The sequence below is a fragment of the Streptomyces armeniacus genome, assembly GCF_003355155.1.
GTDB lineage: Bacteria > Actinomycetota > Actinomycetes > Streptomycetales > Streptomycetaceae > Streptomyces > Streptomyces armeniacus.
Genome location: NZ_CP031320.1, coordinates 7359084 through 7377165 on the forward strand (window position 1 = coordinate 7359084; position 18082 = coordinate 7377165).

At 73.8% G+C, this 18082-nt stretch carries 11 protein-coding genes, 1 tRNA gene and 1 pseudogene; 7 read left to right on the top strand and 6 right to left on the bottom strand.

The features are described from left to right. Window positions 1–5 precede the first annotated feature (5 nt). The 5 genes from DVA86_RS31940 to DVA86_RS31960 all read left to right on the top strand — a co-directional run bounded on the left by DVA86_RS31940 (window position 6) and on the right by DVA86_RS31960 (window position 6975). Window positions 6–1361: a helix-turn-helix domain-containing protein gene (locus DVA86_RS31940; RefSeq protein WP_208883522.1), complete on the top strand. Its 1356-nt coding sequence runs from the start codon at window positions 6–8 to the stop codon at window positions 1359–1361. Between the two features lie 236 nt (window positions 1362–1597). Further along, a complete protein-coding gene (locus DVA86_RS31945) occupies window positions 1598–1759 on the top strand; it encodes a hypothetical protein (RefSeq protein WP_208883523.1) in 162 nt (53 codons plus the stop codon). Window positions 1760–1872: 113 nt separating this feature from the next. Then, on the top strand, window positions 1873–2031 hold the full coding sequence (locus DVA86_RS31950; RefSeq protein WP_208883525.1) for a hypothetical protein: 159 nt from the start codon (window positions 1873–1875) through the stop codon (window positions 2029–2031). Window positions 2032–2275: 244 nt separating this feature from the next. Beyond that, complete coding sequence (locus DVA86_RS31955; protein WP_245997420.1) at window positions 2276–5473, top strand: lantibiotic dehydratase; 3198 nt, start codon at window positions 2276–2278, stop codon at window positions 5471–5473. Beyond that, a complete protein-coding gene (locus tag DVA86_RS31960; RefSeq protein ID WP_208883526.1) occupies window positions 5470–6975 on the top strand; it encodes a lanthionine synthetase C family protein in 1506 nt (501 codons plus the stop codon). Before DVA86_RS31955 ends, DVA86_RS31960 begins: the two co-directional genes overlap by 4 nt. 380 nt (window positions 6976–7355) lie before the next feature. Here DVA86_RS31960 and DVA86_RS31965 read toward each other — a convergent pair. The 3 genes from DVA86_RS31965 to DVA86_RS31975 form a co-directional block, all read right to left on the bottom strand. Continuing rightward, window positions 7356–7428 (bottom strand) — tRNA-Lys (locus DVA86_RS31965). A 74-nt stretch (window positions 7429–7502) separates the two neighbouring features. Beyond that, on the bottom strand, window positions 7503–9482 hold the full coding sequence (locus tag DVA86_RS31970; RefSeq protein ID WP_208883528.1) for a DEAD/DEAH box helicase: 1980 nt from the start codon (window positions 9480–9482) through the stop codon (window positions 7503–7505). Window positions 9483–9979: 497 nt separating this feature from the next. After that, on the bottom strand, window positions 9980–10642 hold the full coding sequence (locus DVA86_RS31975; RefSeq protein ID WP_208885640.1) for a hypothetical protein: 663 nt from the start codon (window positions 10640–10642) through the stop codon (window positions 9980–9982). Between the two features lie 26 nt (window positions 10643–10668). Here DVA86_RS31975 and DVA86_RS35715 point away from each other — a divergent pair, with 26 nt between their 5' ends. After that, window positions 10669–11559 (top strand): hypothetical protein, encoded by an 891-nt coding sequence (locus DVA86_RS35715; protein ID WP_245997841.1) that lies wholly within the window; start codon window positions 10669–10671, stop codon window positions 11557–11559. A 339-nt stretch (window positions 11560–11898) separates the two neighbouring features. Here DVA86_RS35715 and DVA86_RS36365 read toward each other — a convergent pair. The 3 genes and pseudogenes from DVA86_RS36365 to DVA86_RS31990 all read right to left on the bottom strand — a co-directional run. After that, window positions 11899–12507, bottom strand: a pseudogene (locus DVA86_RS36365) (protein kinase); the annotation flags it as partial. A gap of 265 nt (window positions 12508–12772) precedes the next feature. Next, window positions 12773–14620: a serine/threonine-protein kinase gene (locus DVA86_RS31985; RefSeq protein WP_208883530.1), complete on the bottom strand. Its 1848-nt coding sequence runs from the start codon at window positions 14618–14620 to the stop codon at window positions 12773–12775. A 139-nt stretch (window positions 14621–14759) separates the two neighbouring features. Further along, entirely contained in the window at window positions 14760–16466 is a 1707-nt protein-coding gene (locus DVA86_RS31990; protein ID WP_208883531.1) for a glycerol-3-phosphate dehydrogenase/oxidase, read from the bottom strand. Between the two features lie 258 nt (window positions 16467–16724). Between DVA86_RS31990 and DVA86_RS31995 the strand changes: the two genes are divergently transcribed. Next, window positions 16725–17987, top strand: coding sequence for a nucleotide sugar dehydrogenase (locus tag DVA86_RS31995; RefSeq protein WP_208883533.1), 1263 nt, complete (start codon window positions 16725–16727; stop codon window positions 17985–17987). Window positions 17988–18082: the final 95 nt, after the last annotated feature.

An 18082-nucleotide genomic window follows, 5' to 3' on the forward strand; every position in this document is an offset into this window, starting at 1 on the left:
GAACGTTGGGGGCCACGGAATTCGCCCAGAAGGTCGGCGAGTTGAAGGCGCGGTCGGGGCTCAGCTACGGGGCGCTGGCGAAGAGACTGCACATGAGCACCTCGACCGTGCACCGGTACGTGAACGGGACCGCGGTGCCGGTGGAGTTCGCGCCGGTGGAACGGCTGGCACGGGCGTGCAAGGCGACACCGGAGGAGGTCGTCGAACTCCACAGGCTGTGGATCCTGGCGGACGCGGCCCGCAGGCGCCCGGCCACCGGGGCACCGGAGGAGGCGCCGGAGGCGGACACGCCGGCCGCGCCAACCGAGCCGTCCCCACCGACCGAGCCGCCGGAGGCATCCGAGGGACCCGAGGCGCCCGAGCATGCGGAGCCAGCGAAGCCCACGGACCCCAGGGACGAGGACGAGGAGGCCGCCCCGGAGGGGGAACCCGTAACGACGGTGGCCGCCCCCGCGCCCGTACGGCCCGCGCGCCGGCGCCTCGTCGCCATCGCGAGCGGAGTGGCCGCCGCCGTCGCCGTCCTGGCGATCGGTGCGGGGGCGACGCTCGTCTGGGGCGGGGACGACGGCGGGAACGAGGCAACGTCTGCGGCGCCCGAGAAGGCCGCGGACGAGCAGGACGGCGGGGAGGGCAGCCAACACGGCGAAGGCAGCAAGAGGGAATCACCGGACGGAGCCGAGCAACAGCGGGACCGTGCACAGAAGGGCGGAGAGCAACCGCAGACGGACGGCGAGGACGCCGACCAGCCGGCCACACCGGGCGGAACTCCGGTCACCGCCCGCGTACGCCCGTACACCTACGAGGACCCGTGCAGCCAGCACTTCCTCGTCAACCAGGACCCCGCCAAGCTCCCCCAGCCGCCCGCCGAGTCACAGGCGCCGTCGTGGGTGCGGGCGTTCGGCGCCGTGCCTGCCGACCAGCAACTGGTGGAGATCACCCTCCAGGGCACCGGCTCCCGGACCGTGGTCCTGGAGAATGCCCAGGTCCGCGTGGCGGGCACGCGCGCGCCGCTCGCCTGGAACAAGTACGCGACCGGCATCGGCTGCGGCGGCAAGGTGTCCACGAAGTCCTTCACCGTGAACCTCGACTCCCCCCAGCCGGCGGTCGCCCCCGTGAACGGCCAGCAGGACTTCCCGTACAAGGTGAGCGAGTCCGACCCGGAGGTCTTCTACGTCAAGGCCGACGTGGCGGACAAGGACGTCACCTGGTACCTGGAACTGGAGTGGTCCAGCGGCAGCCAGCACGGCGTCCTCCGCATCGACGACCAGGGCCGCCCCTTCCGTACGAGCGGCTCGACGGACCGCCCCCAGTACGAGTGGCCCACGGGCGGAGACCGCTGGGAACCGTCCCGGCCCCAGTGAGCCCCCGCGGCGCGCTGTCCGCCGCGCGGCGAGCATCGGGGGAAATCGCCAATACAACGGCCCTGGAAAATTCCCTCGTCATCCCGATCCCGGAGATGAGAGGTCACTAGGGAATCCCTCAGTGCCCTCGGGGTGACCTTTCAGCCACGCGAATTCCTCCGGTACGTATGGACGCCACTCCTCCCTGGTCCGCATATCCAGGCCAGAGCGACCGTACGCAACGAAAGGATGGGCTGATGTCCGTTGCCATGCTGGAGTCCCGCGAAGAAGTGGAGTTCGCGGAACTCGCGGAGTTCGATCTGGACATACGCGTTGAGGCCGGAGACCTGCCGGCCGACGCATGGGCCTCGACTGGCCCCAGCTACACCATTGGCTGCACCGTCATTATCTGCATCTGAGCACCGGTGGCCCCGCCACGGCCGGAGCGGTCCGTTCCGGCCGTAGCCGAGGAGCCAGGGGCCTGCATCTGCGCAGGTCAAACCCGTATACACACCGAACGAGAGGGAACACCATGTCCGTTGCCATGCTGGAGTCGCGAGAAGAGACAGAGCTCGCCGAGTTCGATCTGGACGTCCGTATCGAGGGCAAGGACGTGCCGATCGATCCGATGATGCCCTGGACGATGACGTGCGAGTGCGAGTGGACCGAACTGCCCGTCTGCTGGTGGTAGACCTTCCAAATACCCCGGGGCCGGAGCGGATCTCTCCTCCGACCCCGGCTGGTTGACTGCCATAGTGCAGATTCAGAAATTGGTAACCCTGCTCTATTGCAGTCACAGAGAATTGCCCTATTGCAGATCCGGTTGTGTCCTATAACAGTTCCGGATCCCAGACACGGAAATGCGGCGAAATGAAGGGCGGGCGAGCGTGAACGTGTCCGACGACCATGTGGCATTCCAGGCGGAGCCTGTGGGGATGCTTCGTGTGCCGCTGCTTTCCCGTGCCGGCGCGGTGGGGACGTACGCGGATGTCGATCCGCGCGACCCTGATCAGGTCCGGCGGTACGTGGACGGGCTGGCCGCCGACGAGGGTGTCGCCGAGGCTCTCGCGGTCTCGAGTCCTTCCCTGTCCCGGTCGGTGGAGGCCGTGCGTGGGGAGGTGCCGCTGAAGCCCAAGGCTCTGCGGAAGCTGGCGCTTTCGGCGACGCGGTACGTGCTGCGGGCCGCCAGCCGTGCCACGCCGTTCGGGCTGCTCGCGGGGGTTGCGCCGGTGGCGTTCGCGGAGGACTGCCGGGTCCGTATGGGCAGTGCGCACCGCAAGGCCGTACGGCCCGACAGTGCCTGGCTGTTCGGCCTGATCAGGGGCTGGGAGGGGGACTTCGCGGTGGTGCGCAAGCTCCGCGTTGTCACCAACGACCTGGGGTGCCGGCGCGGGCAGCGCTGGGTGCTTCCGTTCGCTTCCCAGCCGGAGGAGAGCGACGGGGACGGCAGTGACGGCGGCACCGGTGCGGGTGGTGCGGGCGCGATGCGGGCCGAGGAGGTGTCCGTGCGGTTCACCGCGGCCGTACGGACCGCCCTCCACGCCGCCGAGCACCCGCGCACGGTGGAGGACGTCCTGGCCGTGCTGGACAGGGCCTACCCGAAGGTGCCCGCGGCGGCGAAGGAGAAGCTTCTGCTCGGGCTCGTACGGCAGGACTTCCTGCTCACGGAGTTGCGTCCGCCGCTGAGCGAGACCGACCCGCTGCGGCACGTCGTCGACACGCTGAAGCACGCGGGGGAGAGTGACAAGGCCCGTGAACTCGCCGCCCTCGCCGACCTCCACCAGGACTACGCCGCCCAGCCGATCGGCACCGGCGGGGCGGCCCTCCGGCGCAAGGCCGTGGACGCGGCGAACGCGCTGCACTCCGAAGACCCGTCGCTCCACGTCGACATGCGGCTGGATGCCGATGTCACGCTGCCCTACGAGGTGCTGCGCGAGACGGAGCGCGCGGCCGCGGCGTTGTGGCGGGCCGCGCCGGACAGCGTCCAGCCTCCCCATCTGCGGGAGTACCACGGGGCGTTCGTGGAGCGGTACGGCACCGACCAGGCCGTGCCGCTGCGGGACGTGCTCGATCCGCAGGCCGGGATCGGCCCGCCCGCCGGATATCTCCACCCGCGCAGCGAACGGCGTACCCCGGAGCGCGCCGAGCCCAGCGCGCGCGACCGCGCACGGGACAGTGTGCTCACCGAGCTGGCGCTGGCCGCACTGGCCTCGGGCGACCGCGAGATCTCCCTCGACGAGGGCGTGCTGGAATGGCTGGGCGGGCGCGGGCCGTCGGTCAGCAGCGGGCCATCGGGCACCGGCGGGCCATCGGGCGCCGGCGGGCCGTCGGGCGGCGACCGCGCGGCGGTGCCCGGCGCGCTGGAGGTGTGCGCGCATCTCACCGCCCCTTCCCAGGAGGCCCTGGGGCGGGGTGACTTCGCGCTGGTGGTGTCACCCGGGACGGGGTCCTTCTCGCCGGGCTCCCTGCTGGGCCGGTTCGCGTATCTCCTCGACGACCAGGACGTCGTAGGGGACCTGGCCCGCCGTTCCGCCGAAGGGCCGGGCAACGCCGACCGTACGGCAGGCGGCGGGGCCGTGAGCGCGGGTCTGGAGTTCGCGCCACCGCTGGCGCGTTCCGTGAACGTCGCGCGTGTCGGCTCGTTCTGGCCGGAGCGCATCGCCGTGGGCTGTTTCGCCGACCGTTCCTTGCCCGCCGTACGGGGCCTGGGCGATCTCGCGCTGGTCGCCGATCTGGACCGGTTGTACGTGGTGGACGCCCGGACCGGGCAGGAGATCTCGGCGCAGTTCCCGAGCATGCTCGACCTGCGGGGCGGGGCACCCGCTGCCGTACGTCTGGTGCTGGAGGTGTCGCGGGCAGGCCGCGAGGCCCGCCCGGTGTGGATGTGGGGCGCGGCGGGCTCGTTCCCGTGGCTGCCGCGCGTCCGTTACGGCCGTACGGTGCTCGCCCCCGCCCGGTGGCGGTTCTCCGACCCGGCGCTCACCGACTCGTCCGTGGACGACGCCGAGTGGGCCCGGCGGCTCGCGACGTGGCGGGAGCGCTGGCACGTACCCGACCGCGTCGCCGTGGGCGTCGGCGACCGCCGCACGGAACTGGACCTGACGGCTCCGCTGCACCGCATGCTCCTGCGCCGCGAACTCGCCCGGCACGAGGACCTGCTGGCGTACGAGACGCCCGAGGACGCCGGGGCGGGCGCGGGGTGGCTGACGAACGAGTCCGGCGCGTTCACCAGCGAACTGGTGCTGCCCCTCTTCCCCACGGCGCGTGCACAGAAGACGCCCGCGGCGCCACGCCCGCGCCGCCGCGTCTTCCCCTCGGTCGCCGCGCCCGCACCACGGCACGACCGGGAGTGGCTGTACGGCAAGCTGTACGCCTCGGTGAACTGCCACAACCAAATCCTCACCGAGCATCTGCCGCGCCTGCTCGCCGAGTTGCCGCGCGGAGTGGACCGCTGGTTCTTCATCCGGTACGCCGACACCGACGGGGCCCAGCTGAGGCTGCGCTTCCACGGCGAACCGTCCGTGCTGCACCCCGAGTTGACGCCCGTCTTCCTGGACTGGGTGGACCAGCTGCGGTCCGTACGGCTCGCTGGGGCGTTCGTCCTGGACGGCTACGAGCCCGAGGCCGCCCGCTACGGCGGTACGGAGGCCATGGCCGCCGCCGAACGCGTCTTCCACCGCGACAGCGTCGCCGTCCTGGAACAGCTCCGGCTGCAGACAGCGGGCTCCACCACCGTCGAACCGCCCGTACTGGCCGCCGCCAACTACCTGGACATGGTGCGCCGGTTCCATGGCGGCGACTGGCCCGGCTTCCACCTGGCCACGCCGCGCGACGACGAGCACCACGCGTACTTCCGCGAGCACCGCGCCGCGGCGCTGCCGCTGCTGGGGAACGACGTGATGGCGGCGGCGTTCCGCGCGGGCGCCGCCGAGGTGACGGTCGCGTGTGAGGCCAGGGCGGCGGCCCTGCGCGAGTACGCCGCGCACACGACACGGGCCTCGGCCGTCTGGAGCGTCCTGCACATGCACCACAACAGGCTGATCGGCACGGACCGAAAGCAGGAGCAGCGGTCGCTGGCGGTGTCCCGCGGCCTCGCGCAGGTGGAACAGGGCAGGCGGAGGCACCTCGGATGACAGCGCACACGGAGTCGACGGCGGACGCGGAGTCGACGGCGAACGCGGACACGTACGGCGGCAGGAGCACGTACGGCGCCGAGAACACGTACGGCACCGAGGACACCGAGGGGCGATGGGACCCCGGTGCCGTCGTGGCCGAGGTCGTCGCCCGCGTACGGGAGCGGCAGCTCCTGCCCGCGGCCGAACGGCAGGAGGGCGACCGGGACGGCGGGGAGCCGGAAGGGCCGAACTCCCCCGGCCTCGGCGGCGCGTGGACCGGCAAGGCGCTGCTGCTGAGCGAGGTGAGCACGGCGCCCGGAGCCGATCCGGCGCTGCGCCGGGCGGCGCACGCCGCACTGGCGCGGGCGGCCGACTCCGCCGGTCCGGCCGCCTCGGCAGGGCTCACCGGGCTGTATCCGGGCCTCGGCGGACTCGCGTTCGCCGCCAAGCACGCCGCGCGTACGCCCAGGGAGTACGCCACCCTGCGCACGCGGCTCGACGCCGCCCTGCGTACGGAGGTCGCCGCGACGCTCGACGCGGAGCGCGCCCGGATGGCCGACGGCGAACCCGGGGCGCCCCGCGGGAGGTTCGACGTCATCGGCGGAATGACCGGCCTCGGCCGGTACTTCCTCGCGGAACCCGCCGACCTCGACACCGTACGGGACATCCTCGGCTATCTCGTCGCGCTGACCGAGCCGGTGACGGTGCGGGGCGAGGACGGCGCCGTCAGGCGCCTGCCCGGCTGGTACAGCCCGCCCTGGCCGGTGCCTCCGGGGGCGCCCCCGCGCGCGAGCACCGACCCGGTCGCGCGCGAGCCGGTACTCGACCTCGGGCTGGCCCACGGCGCCGCCGGACCGCTCGCGCTGCTGTCGCTGTGCCGGTCCCGCGGCGTACGGGTCCCGGACCAGGACACCGCCATCAGGCGGCTGGCCGACTGGCTGCTGAGCTGGCGCCAACACGAAGGCGGCAGCGGCAACGGCAACGGCGACAGCGGCGGGAGTGCCCCGTACTGGCCCGCCCTGGTCACCCGCGACCAGGAGTGGGCCCCCGTACGGCCACACCTCAACCGGCGCCGCGCCACCTGGTGTTACGGCACCCCGGGCGTGGCCCGCGCCCTGCAACTCGCGGGAACGGCACTGGGCGAGGAGGCGTGGGTACAGAGCGCCGCCGACGGCATACGGGCGGTCTTCCGCCGGCCGGACGGCTTGCAGGGGGTCGAGGAACCGGGCCTGTGCCACGGCCTCGCAGGCGTACTCCAGATCACCGGGCGCATGGCCGCCGACCTGGACGACCCCGCGCTGGCCGCGCGGGCGGACGAGCTGGCGGAACGGGTGTGTGCCGCGTTCGACCCCGCCCTGCCGTACGGTTTCGCCACCAGCTTCACGCCGTACGACGCTCCGTCAACGTTCCTCCTGGGCCCGGCGGGCATCGCCCTGGCACTGCACGGGCGGCTGGCGACGGCACCGCGTCCGCCCGCACCGGAGCCGCTGCCCTGGGACGCGGCGCTGCTCCTGGCCTGAGACGGTCACAGCCAACGGCGGAAGACGGCTGAGACGGCTGAAACTGCTGCGCGAACCGTCCAGATGCGCTCCGTCCGCGCCGGAGACCGGTGGCGCGCGGAGACCCCGCGGACGGCGACCCGTATCCCCCGGGCGAGCCACCCCGAACTGTCCACCGGAGGGTGACGCCCTCCGGCGACCCCGGTCCGTACGATTCCTGTCGGCTGCGGCGGTGTCGCGCTCCCCCCGTGCGGGGTGCCGCCGTGGCCCGCCCCGCCGCTCCCGCCCACGGTTCTGCGGAAACAGCTCCTGAATCGGCTCCGGAAACAGCTCCGCCCCGGCCGGTGAGGCCGGGGCGGAGCCGTACGGGCAGGCAGATCCCTCCGCTGAAGGGATGCCGGTAGGCCGTGTGGGACTCGAACCCACAACCAACGGATTAAAAGTCCGCTGCTCTGCCAATTGAGCTAACGGCCCGCCCCCGCAGCATAGCCCGCCTGCGGGCCGCGTCTCGAAAGCATTCTGCCTTGTCGGCGCGGGGTCGTCAGCCGTCAGCCGTTGCGCTTCCAACGGGGCTTGTCCGTACGGCGGTCGAAGGTGCGGCCGGCGCCGTTCCGGTTGAATGAGCCGGAGCCGCCGCGGTGGTCGTCGCGACGGCCCTGCGGGCCGCGGTCGTTGGTGTCGCGGCGGTCGCGGCCGTACGGGCGGCGGTCGCTGTCGCGGCGGTCGTCGCGGCGGAAGCCGCCACCGCCACCGCCCTCGCGCCGGTCCCGGCTGTACGGACGGGCGCTGCCGCCGGCACCGCTCGTACCGCCACGGCTGTCGCCGCCACGGCTGTCGCTGCCGCGCCGGTCGCCGCCGCGGTCGTCGCGGCGCTCGTACGGACGGCGGTCGCGCGTGTCGCCGCGGCCGTCACCGCCGCGGGGCCCGCGCCCCTCGCCGCCACGGAAACCGCCGCGGTCGCCCCGGTCACCACGGTCGCCGCGGTCACCGCCGCGGTCGTTGTCGCGGCGCTCGTACGAGCCGCGCTCGTCGCGCCGCTCCTCCTGCTTGCGCTCGCGCCGCTCCGCGCGCCGGCGCTCCGCCGCCGCCTCGGCCTCGGCCTCCGCGGCCACCTCGGCCGCCAGTGCCTCGGTCGCCTGCGCCAGCGCCTCGTCCGGGTCGTCGCCGCGCTCGCGCGCTGCCCGTACGGTCAGCCGGTCCGCTTCCTCGCGCAGCTCGGTCGCATGCCGCTGGGCGCGCTCGAGCTGCCGCTCGAGGTCCTTGACCTCGCGCTCCGCCTGCCGGGCGGTGTTCGCCGTGGACTCGGCCTGCACCTCGGTCAGGGACCGGGCGCCGGTGATCCGTGCCACGTCGTCGTCGAAGACGTCGCCGCGCCCGATGATGTGCCGCGAGGCGTCGACGCCCGCGTCCTCCATCAGCCGGAAGATCTGCCGCCGCTGGTGCGGCAGGGCCAGCGAGACGACCGTGCCGGACTCGCCCGCACGCGCCGTACGGCCGGAACGGTGCAGGTAGTCCTTGTGGTCACCGGCCGGGTCGACGTTCAGCACCAGGTCGATGCCGTCGACGTGGATGCCGCGCGCCGCGACGTCCGTCGCGACGAGCGTGTTGACCTGGCCGCCCTTGAAGTCGTCCAGCGTGCGCGTACGCGCGCCCTGCGTCATGCCGCCGTGCAGCGCGTCGGCCTTCACACCCGACTCGCGGAGCTGCTCCGCGACCCGGTCGGCGCCCAGCTGGGTGCGGACGAAGATGATCGTCCGGCCCTTGCGCGCCGCGATGGCCGCCGTGACCGGCGCCTTGTCGCGCGGCTTCACGACCAGCACGTGGTGCGTCATCGTCGTGACGGCGCCCTGTGCGGCGTCCACCTCGTGGCTGACCGGGTCGACCAGGTAGCGCTTGACGAGGGTGCCGATCTCCTTCTCCAGCGTCGCGGAGAAGAGCATGCGCTGGCCGCCCTCGGGGATGAGGTCGAGCAGCTCGATGACCTCGGGCAGGAAGCCCAGGTCGGACATCTGGTCGGCCTCGTCGAGTACGGCGACCTCGACGTCGTCGAGCGCGCACGCGCCGCGGTTGATCAGGTCGCGCAGCCGGCCGGGGGTGGCGACGAGGATGTCGACGCCGCGGTCGAGCGCGTACATCTGGTTGCTCATCGAGGTGCCGCCGCAGACGACCTTGAACTTCAGGCCGAGCGTGTCCCCGTACGGCTGCAGCGCGTCGGAGACCTGCATCGCCAACTCGCGGGTCGGGGTGAGGATCAGGCCGCGCGGGCGGCGCTTCGCGGTCTGCCCGCCGGCGAGGCGGGTCAGCAGCGGCAGGCCGAAGGAGAGGGTCTTGCCGGAGCCGGTACGGCCACGGCCGAGGATGTCCTTGCCCGCCAGCGCGTCCGGGATGGTCGCGGCCTGGATGGGGAAGGGGGTGGTAACGCCGTTCTGGGCGAGTTTGGCGACGAGCTGCTCGGCGAGACCGAGATCACCGAAGGTGACGGTCTCCTCGTCCTCGGGCAGGACGGCGTCGGGTGCAGAAACGGACATGCGAAATGCGAACCTTCCGGAGTCACGGCACGCGCCCATAACTCCGTGTTGCACACACGATCGCCTCAGTGCGATCAAGCCACGGCTGGAAAGGAACGCGCCACACGGCGCGCTCTGTGGTGGCGCCGGGCAAATGGGATCAAACGATCTACCAGCATACGCACCCGGTGGCGGGGTGCGCAAATGAGCTCCCGCGAGGGGCCGCCGTACGGGCGCCGCTGGGCGCCGAGCATACGCCCGCGGGGTGCGGGATGGCCACGGGGGCACGGCAGTTGGGCCGTGACGGCCGCCTGCCCGGCCGTCTGTCTGGCCGCCTCTCCGGCCGCCTCTCCGGCCGTCTCTCCGGCCGTCTGTCCGGCCGTCTGTCCGGCAGCGGCCGCCGGTGCGCGCCGTCCGTACGGGGCACACGCGTACGCCCTCCGTCCGTACGGGGCACACGCCCGCACGCCCTCCGCCCGTACGGCGTCAGCCCGTACGGGGCACGCGCTCGTACGGCGTCAGCCGCCGCCCGACGCGCCGCTCGTCCCGCCGTCCCCGCCACCGCCGCCGCCCGCGGGGTCCGGCGGCGTGCTTCCGGTGGGCGTCGGCGGTACGTCCGGTGACGGCGGCGGGCCGTCGCCACCCGACGCACCTCCGGCGGCCGTCGCGCCGGAACCCGGCGGCTGCGCCGGCGGGCCGCCGCCGGAGGCGGCACCGCCTGTGCCGCCTCCGTACGTACCGGCCGCGCCCTCTCCCGTACCGGCGGCCGCGCCCGCCGTACTCGCCCGGCCGCCGGAGTCTCCGCTTCCGCCGCCGTCGGCCCCGTGCGCGCCGGCGGGCCCGCGTCCGTCGGCGTCCGCCCCGCGCCCTCCGCCGGCGCTGCCGCGTGCGCCGTCCGCGCCGTCACGGGCGCCGGGTCCGCCCCCGAAGTCCGCGTGCCACTGGCCGTCCCGGTGCCGCGCGGTGCCGGGAGAGGGGCCGTCGTCGCGCCACGCGCCATCCGCGTGCCCGTCGCCGTCGGGGGCCGTACGTCCGGTGCGCCGCTCCGCGTCCGCGTCCCGGTCCTCCGCCGAGCCCACCGACATGCAGCCGGTGGCGGCCGCGAGCACCGCCACGGCGGCGACCGCGCGTACGGCGGCGCGGCTGCCGGCGACTGTGGTGGTGGCGCGGGCTCGGCGCACGGCAGGACCTCCGGGGTGACGGGGCGGTGACCCTGGTACGGGGGGTGGGCGGGGTCGTACGCGTGATCCTCGTGAAGCTCGTTGTCCCGGTCCGGGCCCTGGCCCCGGTCCTGGTACGGGTCCTGGTACGGGTCCGGCTGGTACGCCTCGGGCTCGTACGGGGGCTCGGGCTGCGGCTCGCGGGGGTACCGGGGCACCGGTACGGAGCGGCTCGTGCCGTGCCGCGCGCCCGGCAGCGCGGTGGGGCCCTCGCCGCTCCAGCGCTCGGTCCGCTCCTCGGGCTCGTACGGTGCGGACGGCGCGTTCGGGGCAGCCGCCGCGGAGGGCGCGACGGTGTGCGGCTCGGGGCCGTACGGCTGGCCCTCGGGGCCGTAGACGAGCGGCTCCTGGCGCTCCGGCGCACCCGGGGCGCCGTCGCCGCCGGGTGTCCACCAGTCCGCGGAAGTGGTGCCGCCCTCGGGCAGGGCGGGCTGCTGCGCCGCGGTGCGCCCCTGCGCCTCCGCCTCCACCCGGGCGGACGCGGCGCGCGCACCGGCGCGGTACGCGGCGATCGCGCCGCGGCGCGCGGCGCGTGCGGCGGCGCCACCGCCCGAGTCCGCGCCCTCGAAACCGAAGATGCCCGCGCGCTGGGCGTCACCCGCGCCCGGACCGGCGTACGCGCCGGGCACACCGGCGCCACCCGAACCGGGCGCGCCGGCGGGGGGCGCGCCCGCGCTACCGCCCCGCCCGAACGTGTCACCCGCGTGCGGCGGTTGACCGCCTCCGGGCTCCTGCCCGGGCGCCTCGGGCCCGGCGTACCGCCCCGAGACCCCCTCGGGCAGCGGTCCGCGCGGCAGCCGCCCCGGCGGCGGCGCGCTCCCGCCGGCGCCACCGGCACCGGCGCCCGCGCCCGGCCCCGGGCCCGCACCGCCCGTTAAACCGGGCCCCGGTCCGGGCCCGTTCGGCCCGCCCCGCTGCGCGCCCGCGCCGCCACGCGGCTCGTACGCGCCCTCGCCCCACGCGTACCGGCCGTCCCGGCGCTGCCCGCTCTGCCCGTACGGGTCCGGCTGCCCGTACGGGTCCCGCTGCCCGTACGGAGCCTGCTGCCCGTACGTGCCCCGCGCCCCGGCGCCGTTCGCCCCGCGCGCCCCGTTCGCTCCGGACCCCGCGCCCTCCGCCGGCACCGCCGGCAGCGCGTGCGCGCCGCGGGACGGCCCGTCCGCCGGTGCCGCCGGGTCGGCGTGGTCCACGGGGTCCGCCGGGCCCGCGACGCGGTCCGGCAGCGTGTCGTACCCGCACAGCGCCTCCTCCGCCGCGCCCACGGCCATGCCGGTGAGCAGCGCGCGGCCGTCGTCGCAGACGAGCACGGAGCGGGCGGTGATGTTTCGGTGCACCCAGCCGTGCGTGTGCACGGCGTTCAGCGCGTCCAGCAGGTCGGCCGCGATCTCGGCGGCGCGGTGCGGGCTCAGCGGCTGCTCGGCGAGGACGGCCACGAGGGGCCGTGCGGGCACGAGTTCGCTGACGATCCAGAGTCCGTCGCCCTCGACGAAGACGTCGAAGACCTGGTCGAGCCGCGGGTGATCGGGGATGCGGGAGGCCGCCAGCGCCGCCTCCACCGCGCGCCGTACGCCCGGCTCGGCGGGTCTGCGGGTGGCGCGGCCGGATCCCGCTCCCGGCAACGGGCGTGCGCCGCCGGACGGTTGGCCGCCGTCCACCATTTCCGCGTCGACGACCTCCGGCAACGGCACCTGCCGCACCAGCACTTCCTGACCGCTGGCGGTGTCGTACGCGCGGGTCTCCGCGAGTTCGTACTCCTCTGCGGGAAGCTGCGGCAGGCGGTAGCGGTCGGCCAGCAACCGCCCCGCGTAGTCCGCGTTGTCTTCCACGACGCCTCCCACACTCCCACAGCGCGCGAGCAGTCCGTCAAAACCGGTCCCGATCCGCCTCGTTACGGATGCGTACGGTCTGCGGTCTTTCACGATACGTGCCGAAGCGGCCCGGCGCCGCCGGTAAGTCCCACTCCGTCCGGTCAGCTTTTCCCCTCGGAGGCCGCCCGCGACACCTCCGTCGCCCGCGCGGCGAACACGGTCACCGCCCTCACCGCCCTCACCGCGGTCACCGCGGTCACCGCGGTCACCGCGATCGTCGCGGTCACTGCGGCTTGAACGTCTTGAACGCCGTCTGCCGCAGAGTGCGGCACTGTTCGCCCGTCCACTCGTCGGCCTTGCAGGTCACCATGATCGCGTAGCCGCGCTTGTCGTCCACCTTGAAGCCGCGGTTGAGCACGCGCACCCGCTGGTCGCCCTCGTTCCGGAGGAACGACCAGTCGGCGACGGTCGGATAGCCGCGCCACTTCACCTTCTGGAGGTCGAGGAGCTTGTAGCCGGGGCTGGACTTGCGGACCGCGGGCTCCAGGCCCTTCCAGGCGAGCACGGCGTCCGCGAGCGGGCTGTCGTTGTAGTCGACCTGGAGCTTGGGGTAACCGCCGCCGGGCCAGCCGTACTTGGCGCCGGAGCCGGCCCCGGCCGTGCCGGTGCGCTTGAAGTCCTGGGGCATCGCCATGGAGAAGTGGAAGCGGCCGTCGGCGACCCGCCTGTAGCCGTCGGGCAGCGCGCCGTCCTGCTTGCCCTTGTCCTTGCCGCCGTCTTCGCCCTTGTCCTCGCCCTTGCCGTCGTCCTTGCCGCCGTTGTCGGGCTCGGGCTTCGAGCTGGGTTCCGCGGCCTCGTCGTCCCCGTCGTCCTGCCCGGTCTTGTCGCCCTGCTGTTCCTGCTGGCCTGTGCCGCCGTCGGAGCCGGCGGCCGAACCGCCGCCGTCGCTGCCCACGGCGTTCGCGACGACCACGCCCAGGATCACGAGGAGGACGACCACCGCCGCGATGATCGCGAGCGTACGGCGGGACCCGAGCCCGCCGAAGCCCTGTCTCGCCGCGGGCCAGGAACCGGGCCCGTTGCCCGCTCCGCTTCCCGCACCCGTTCCGGACGCGGCCGAACCCGCCCTGCCGCCCGGCGGGTTCAGCGAAGGTATCGGCGGCAACCCGCTCGCCGTACGGACCGGCGGCGTACGCGGCTCCGATCCCGAACCGCCCGGCGGCGGCACCGGCGGCATGCCGGCGGCGGAACGCGTCACGTCCGCCGGTGTCGCCCCGCCGCCCGTGGTGTCCATGCCGTCCGAGACGGCCGCGGCCATCTCCAGCAGCACGCGCGCGCCCGCGACATCGAGCCGCTTCTCGGGGTCCTTCTCGAGCAGTCCGAAGATGACCTCGCTCAGCGCGCCCGCGCGCTCCAGCGGCGGCAGCGGCTCCGTCATCACGGCCGTCAGGGTGGAGATCGCCGAGCCCTTGTCGTACGGCGGCCGCCCCTCCACCGCCGCGTACAGCAGGCCGCCCAGCGACCACATGTCGGCGGGCGGGCCCGGCGGGTTGCCGCGGGCGCGCTCCGGGGAGATGTACGAGGGCGCGCCGACGAGCATGCCGGTCGAGGTGATCGACGGGTCGCCCTGGACCTTCGCGATGCCGAAGTCCGTGAGCACGACTCGGCCGGTGCCCTCCTCCATCAGCACGTTGGACGGCTTCACGTCGCGGTGCAGGATGCCCTCGCGGTGCGCCGCGCGCAGCACGTCGAGGACGGCGAGCCCGACCTCCGCGGTGCGCCGCGGCGACAGCGGCCCGTCCTGCCGGATGGTGTCAGCGAGGGAGCGGCCCTCGATCAGCTCCATGACGATCCACGGCCGGTCGTCCTCGTCGACCACGTCGTAGACGGTGATGGCGCTGCCGCTGCGGATACGGGCGATCGCCTTCGCCTCGCGCAGGGTGCGCATGATGAGGCGCTGCTTCTCCTCGTCGTCGATGCTCGACGGGAAACGCAGCTCCTTCACCGCGACCGTACGCCCCAGGGTTTCGTCGCGACCGCGCCACACGGTGCCCATGCCCCCGCGGCCCAGCACACCTTCGAGCCGATAGCGGCCGCCTACCAGCCGCCCGTCCTCAACGTCCTGGCCCATGAATCCCCTTGCATCCCCTCAAGCAGCCGAGCCACCCCAGCAGAGCCTTCATTGTGTCCTACTGTCCGGGCAAGACGTGTACGGGGGCGCAAGCGACTCCCCTTCGTGTGGACTTCGCGGTACGTCCCCGCCAACCCGCCTACAGCGGGACGATGTCCGGCGCGCCCAGCCGTGCCGCGTCCGCCGTCAGGTCGTCCGGCTGCCGCTGTGACTCGCGTTCGGCCTCGACACGCTTCTCGTAGTGCTCGACCTCGCGCTTGATCTGGTCCTCGTCCCAGCCCAGCACGCCCGCCATCAGTTCGGCGCACTCGCGCGCGCTGCGCGTACCGCGGTCGAACGTCTCGATGGAGATGCGCGTACGCCGAGTAAGCACATCGTCCAGATGGCGTGCACCTTCGTGCGTACACGCATAGACGATTTCCGCCTTCAGATAGTCGTCGGCCGCGGGCAGCGGATCTCCCAGCCGCGGGTCCGCGGTGACCAGCTCCAGCACCTCGTCGGTCAGTGAGCCGTACCGGTTCAACAGGTGCTCCACACGCGCCACATGCAGCCCGGTGCGGGCCGCGATGTGCGCCCGCGCGTTCCACAGCGCGGGATAGCCCTCGGCGCCCGCGAGCGGCACCTGCTCGGTGCAGCACTCCGCGACCCGGTGGTCCAGGCCGTGCACGACCTCGTCCACCGCGTCCTTGGCCATCACCCGGTACGTCGTGTACTTGCCGCCCGCGATGACCACCATCCCCGGCACCGGGTGGGCCACGGTGTGCTCGCGGGACAGCTTGCTGGTGGCGTCCGACTCGCCCGCGAGCAGCGGCCGCAGACCGGCGTAGACGCCCTCCACGTCGTCGCGCGTGAGCGGCACCGACAGCACCGAGTTGACGTGCTCCAGCAGGTAGTCGATGTCCGCACTGGACGCCGCCGGGTGCGCCTTGTCCAGGTCCCAGTCGGTGTCCGTGGTGCCGACGATCCAGTGCCGGCCCCACGGGATCACGAAGAGCACGCTCTTCTCCGTACGGAGGATCAGCCCCGTCGTCGAGTTGATCCGGTCCTTCGGCACGACGAGGTGGATGCCCTTGGAGGCGCGTACGTGGAACTGGCCGCGCTCGGCGATCAGCTGCTGGGTGTCGTCCGTCCACACGCCCGTGGCGTTGACCACCTGCTTCGCCCGTACCTCGAACTCGCCGCCCTGCTCCAGGTCCCGCACCCGGGCGCCCACCACGCGCTCGCCCTCGCGCAGGAAGCCGGTCACGCGCGCGCGGTTCGCGGCGTAGGCGCCGTACGCCGAGGCGGTGCGGACGAGGGTGGCGACGTACCGCGCGTCGTCCATCTGCGCGTCGTAGTACTGGAGGGCGCCCACGAGCGCGTCCCGCTTCAGGCACGGAGCCACCCGCAGCGCGTGCCGCCGCGTCAGATGGCGGTGTCCGGGCAGCCCGCGGCCGTGCCCGGAGGACAGCGACATCGCGTCGTACAGCGCGACGCCGGAACCGGCGTAGAAGCGCTCCCACCCCTTGTGCTGGAGCGGATAGAGGAACGGCACCGGCTTCACGAGGTGCGGCGCGAGCCGCTGCAGCAGCAGTCCGCGCTCCTTCAGCGCCTCCCGTACGAGCACGAAGTCCAGCATCTCGAGGTAGCGCAGCCCGCCGTGGATCAGCTTGCTGGACCGGCTGGACGTGCCCGACGCCCAGTCCCGCGCCTCGACGATCCCCGTGGAAAGCCCGCGGGTGGCCGCGTCCAGCGCGGTGCCCGCGCCGACGACCCCGGCGCCGACGACGAGCACGTCGAGTTCGCGCTCGGCCATCTTCGCCAGCGCCCCCGCGCGCTGCTCCGGTCCCAGTGTCGCTGTCCTCACCGTTGCCTCCTGTGGTCGGTACGGGCGGTCCTGCGGTCACCTGACGCTGCATCCCCTGTCGATGGTCCCGCATGTGAGCCACTTTGGCCGAGCGGTGGCACGGCACCGCGTGCAATACCGCATATCTGTCATATAGGCCCTTAACCTGACAGCGCGTCCTCCGCCACTCCCGGTTCGCCGCACCGTTCACCGCACCTGTTCGCCCCACCTGTACGCCGCCCGCACACCGCGTTCCCCGGGGAAGGGATGTCAGCCCTCATGCGCGCAGACCTCGCCGTCATCGGCCTCGGCCATTCGGGTCTTCCGCTGGCCCAGGCGGCCACCGCCGCCGGCATCGGCACCATCGGCTACGACCCGCACCCCCGCACCGTCACCGACCTCAACGCCGGCCGCCCGCCGGCCGACGGCTCCCTCGCCGCGGCCGAGCTGCGCCGCATGCTGTCCTGTGGCTTCCGCGCCACCGCCGACCCGGCACCGCTGGGCAGCGCCCGTACGGCCGTCATCTGCGTCGACACCCCGCTCCGCGCCGACCGCGCGCTGGACCTCGGGCCGGTCCGTACGGCCGCGCACACGCTCGCCGCCAGCCTCCGCCCCCGTACGACCGTCCTCCTGGAGTCGACGGTCTACCCGGGCAGCACCGAGGAGTTCGTCCGCACCGTGCTGGAGGAGGGCTCCGGGCTGCGCGCGGGCCGCGACTTCCACCTCGCGTACGCGCCCAGCCGCCTCGACCCGGGCAGCCGCACGTACGGCTACGCGAACATCCCGAAGGTCATCGGCGGCCTCACCCCCGCCTGTACGGAGGCCGCCGCCGCGTTCTACGGCCGGCTCACCGAGAAGGTCGTACGCGCCCGCGGGCCGCGCGAGGCGGAGACGGCGCAGCTGCTGGAAACCAACTACCGGCAGATCAACATCGCCCTCGTCAACGAGATGGCCGTGTTCTGCCACGACATCGGCGTCGACGTGTGGGACGTCATCCGCTGCGCGGAGACCAAACCGTTCGGCTTCCAGGCGTTCCGGCCCGGCCCCGGCGTCGGCGGCCACAGCGTGCCCATCGACCCGAACCACCTCTCGTACCCGAGCCGCGCACTCGGCTATCCGCTGCGCATGGTCGAGCTGGCCCAGCAGGTCAACGCGCGCATGCCGCGCTACGTCTCCCAGCGCGCCGCCGCGCTCCTCAACGAACACGGCAAGTCGGCGCGCGGCGCCCGCGTCCTGCTGCTCGGCGTCACGTACAAGGCCGACCTTGCCGACCAGGAGGGCGCACCGGCGGGCGAGATCGCGACCCGCCTGCGCGACCTGGGCGCCCAGCTCAGCTACCACGACCCGTACGTGCACCACTGGAGCGCGGGCGGGCGGCCGGTGCCGCGCGCGGACGGGCTGTACGAGGCGGCCGCGGAGGCGGACCTCACGGTGCTGCTGCAGCACCACCGCACGTACGACCTGCAGGGCCTCGCCGCGAAGGCCCAGCTCCTGCTGGACACCCGCGGCGCGAGCCCCACGGGCGCGGCGAACCGGCTGTAGGCGGCGGGCGGTGGGGGCGCGGGGAACTGCGCGATCAGTCAGTGACGGCCGTCGGTCGCGTACGGCGCCCACGCACTCGGACAGTGCGGTCGTGC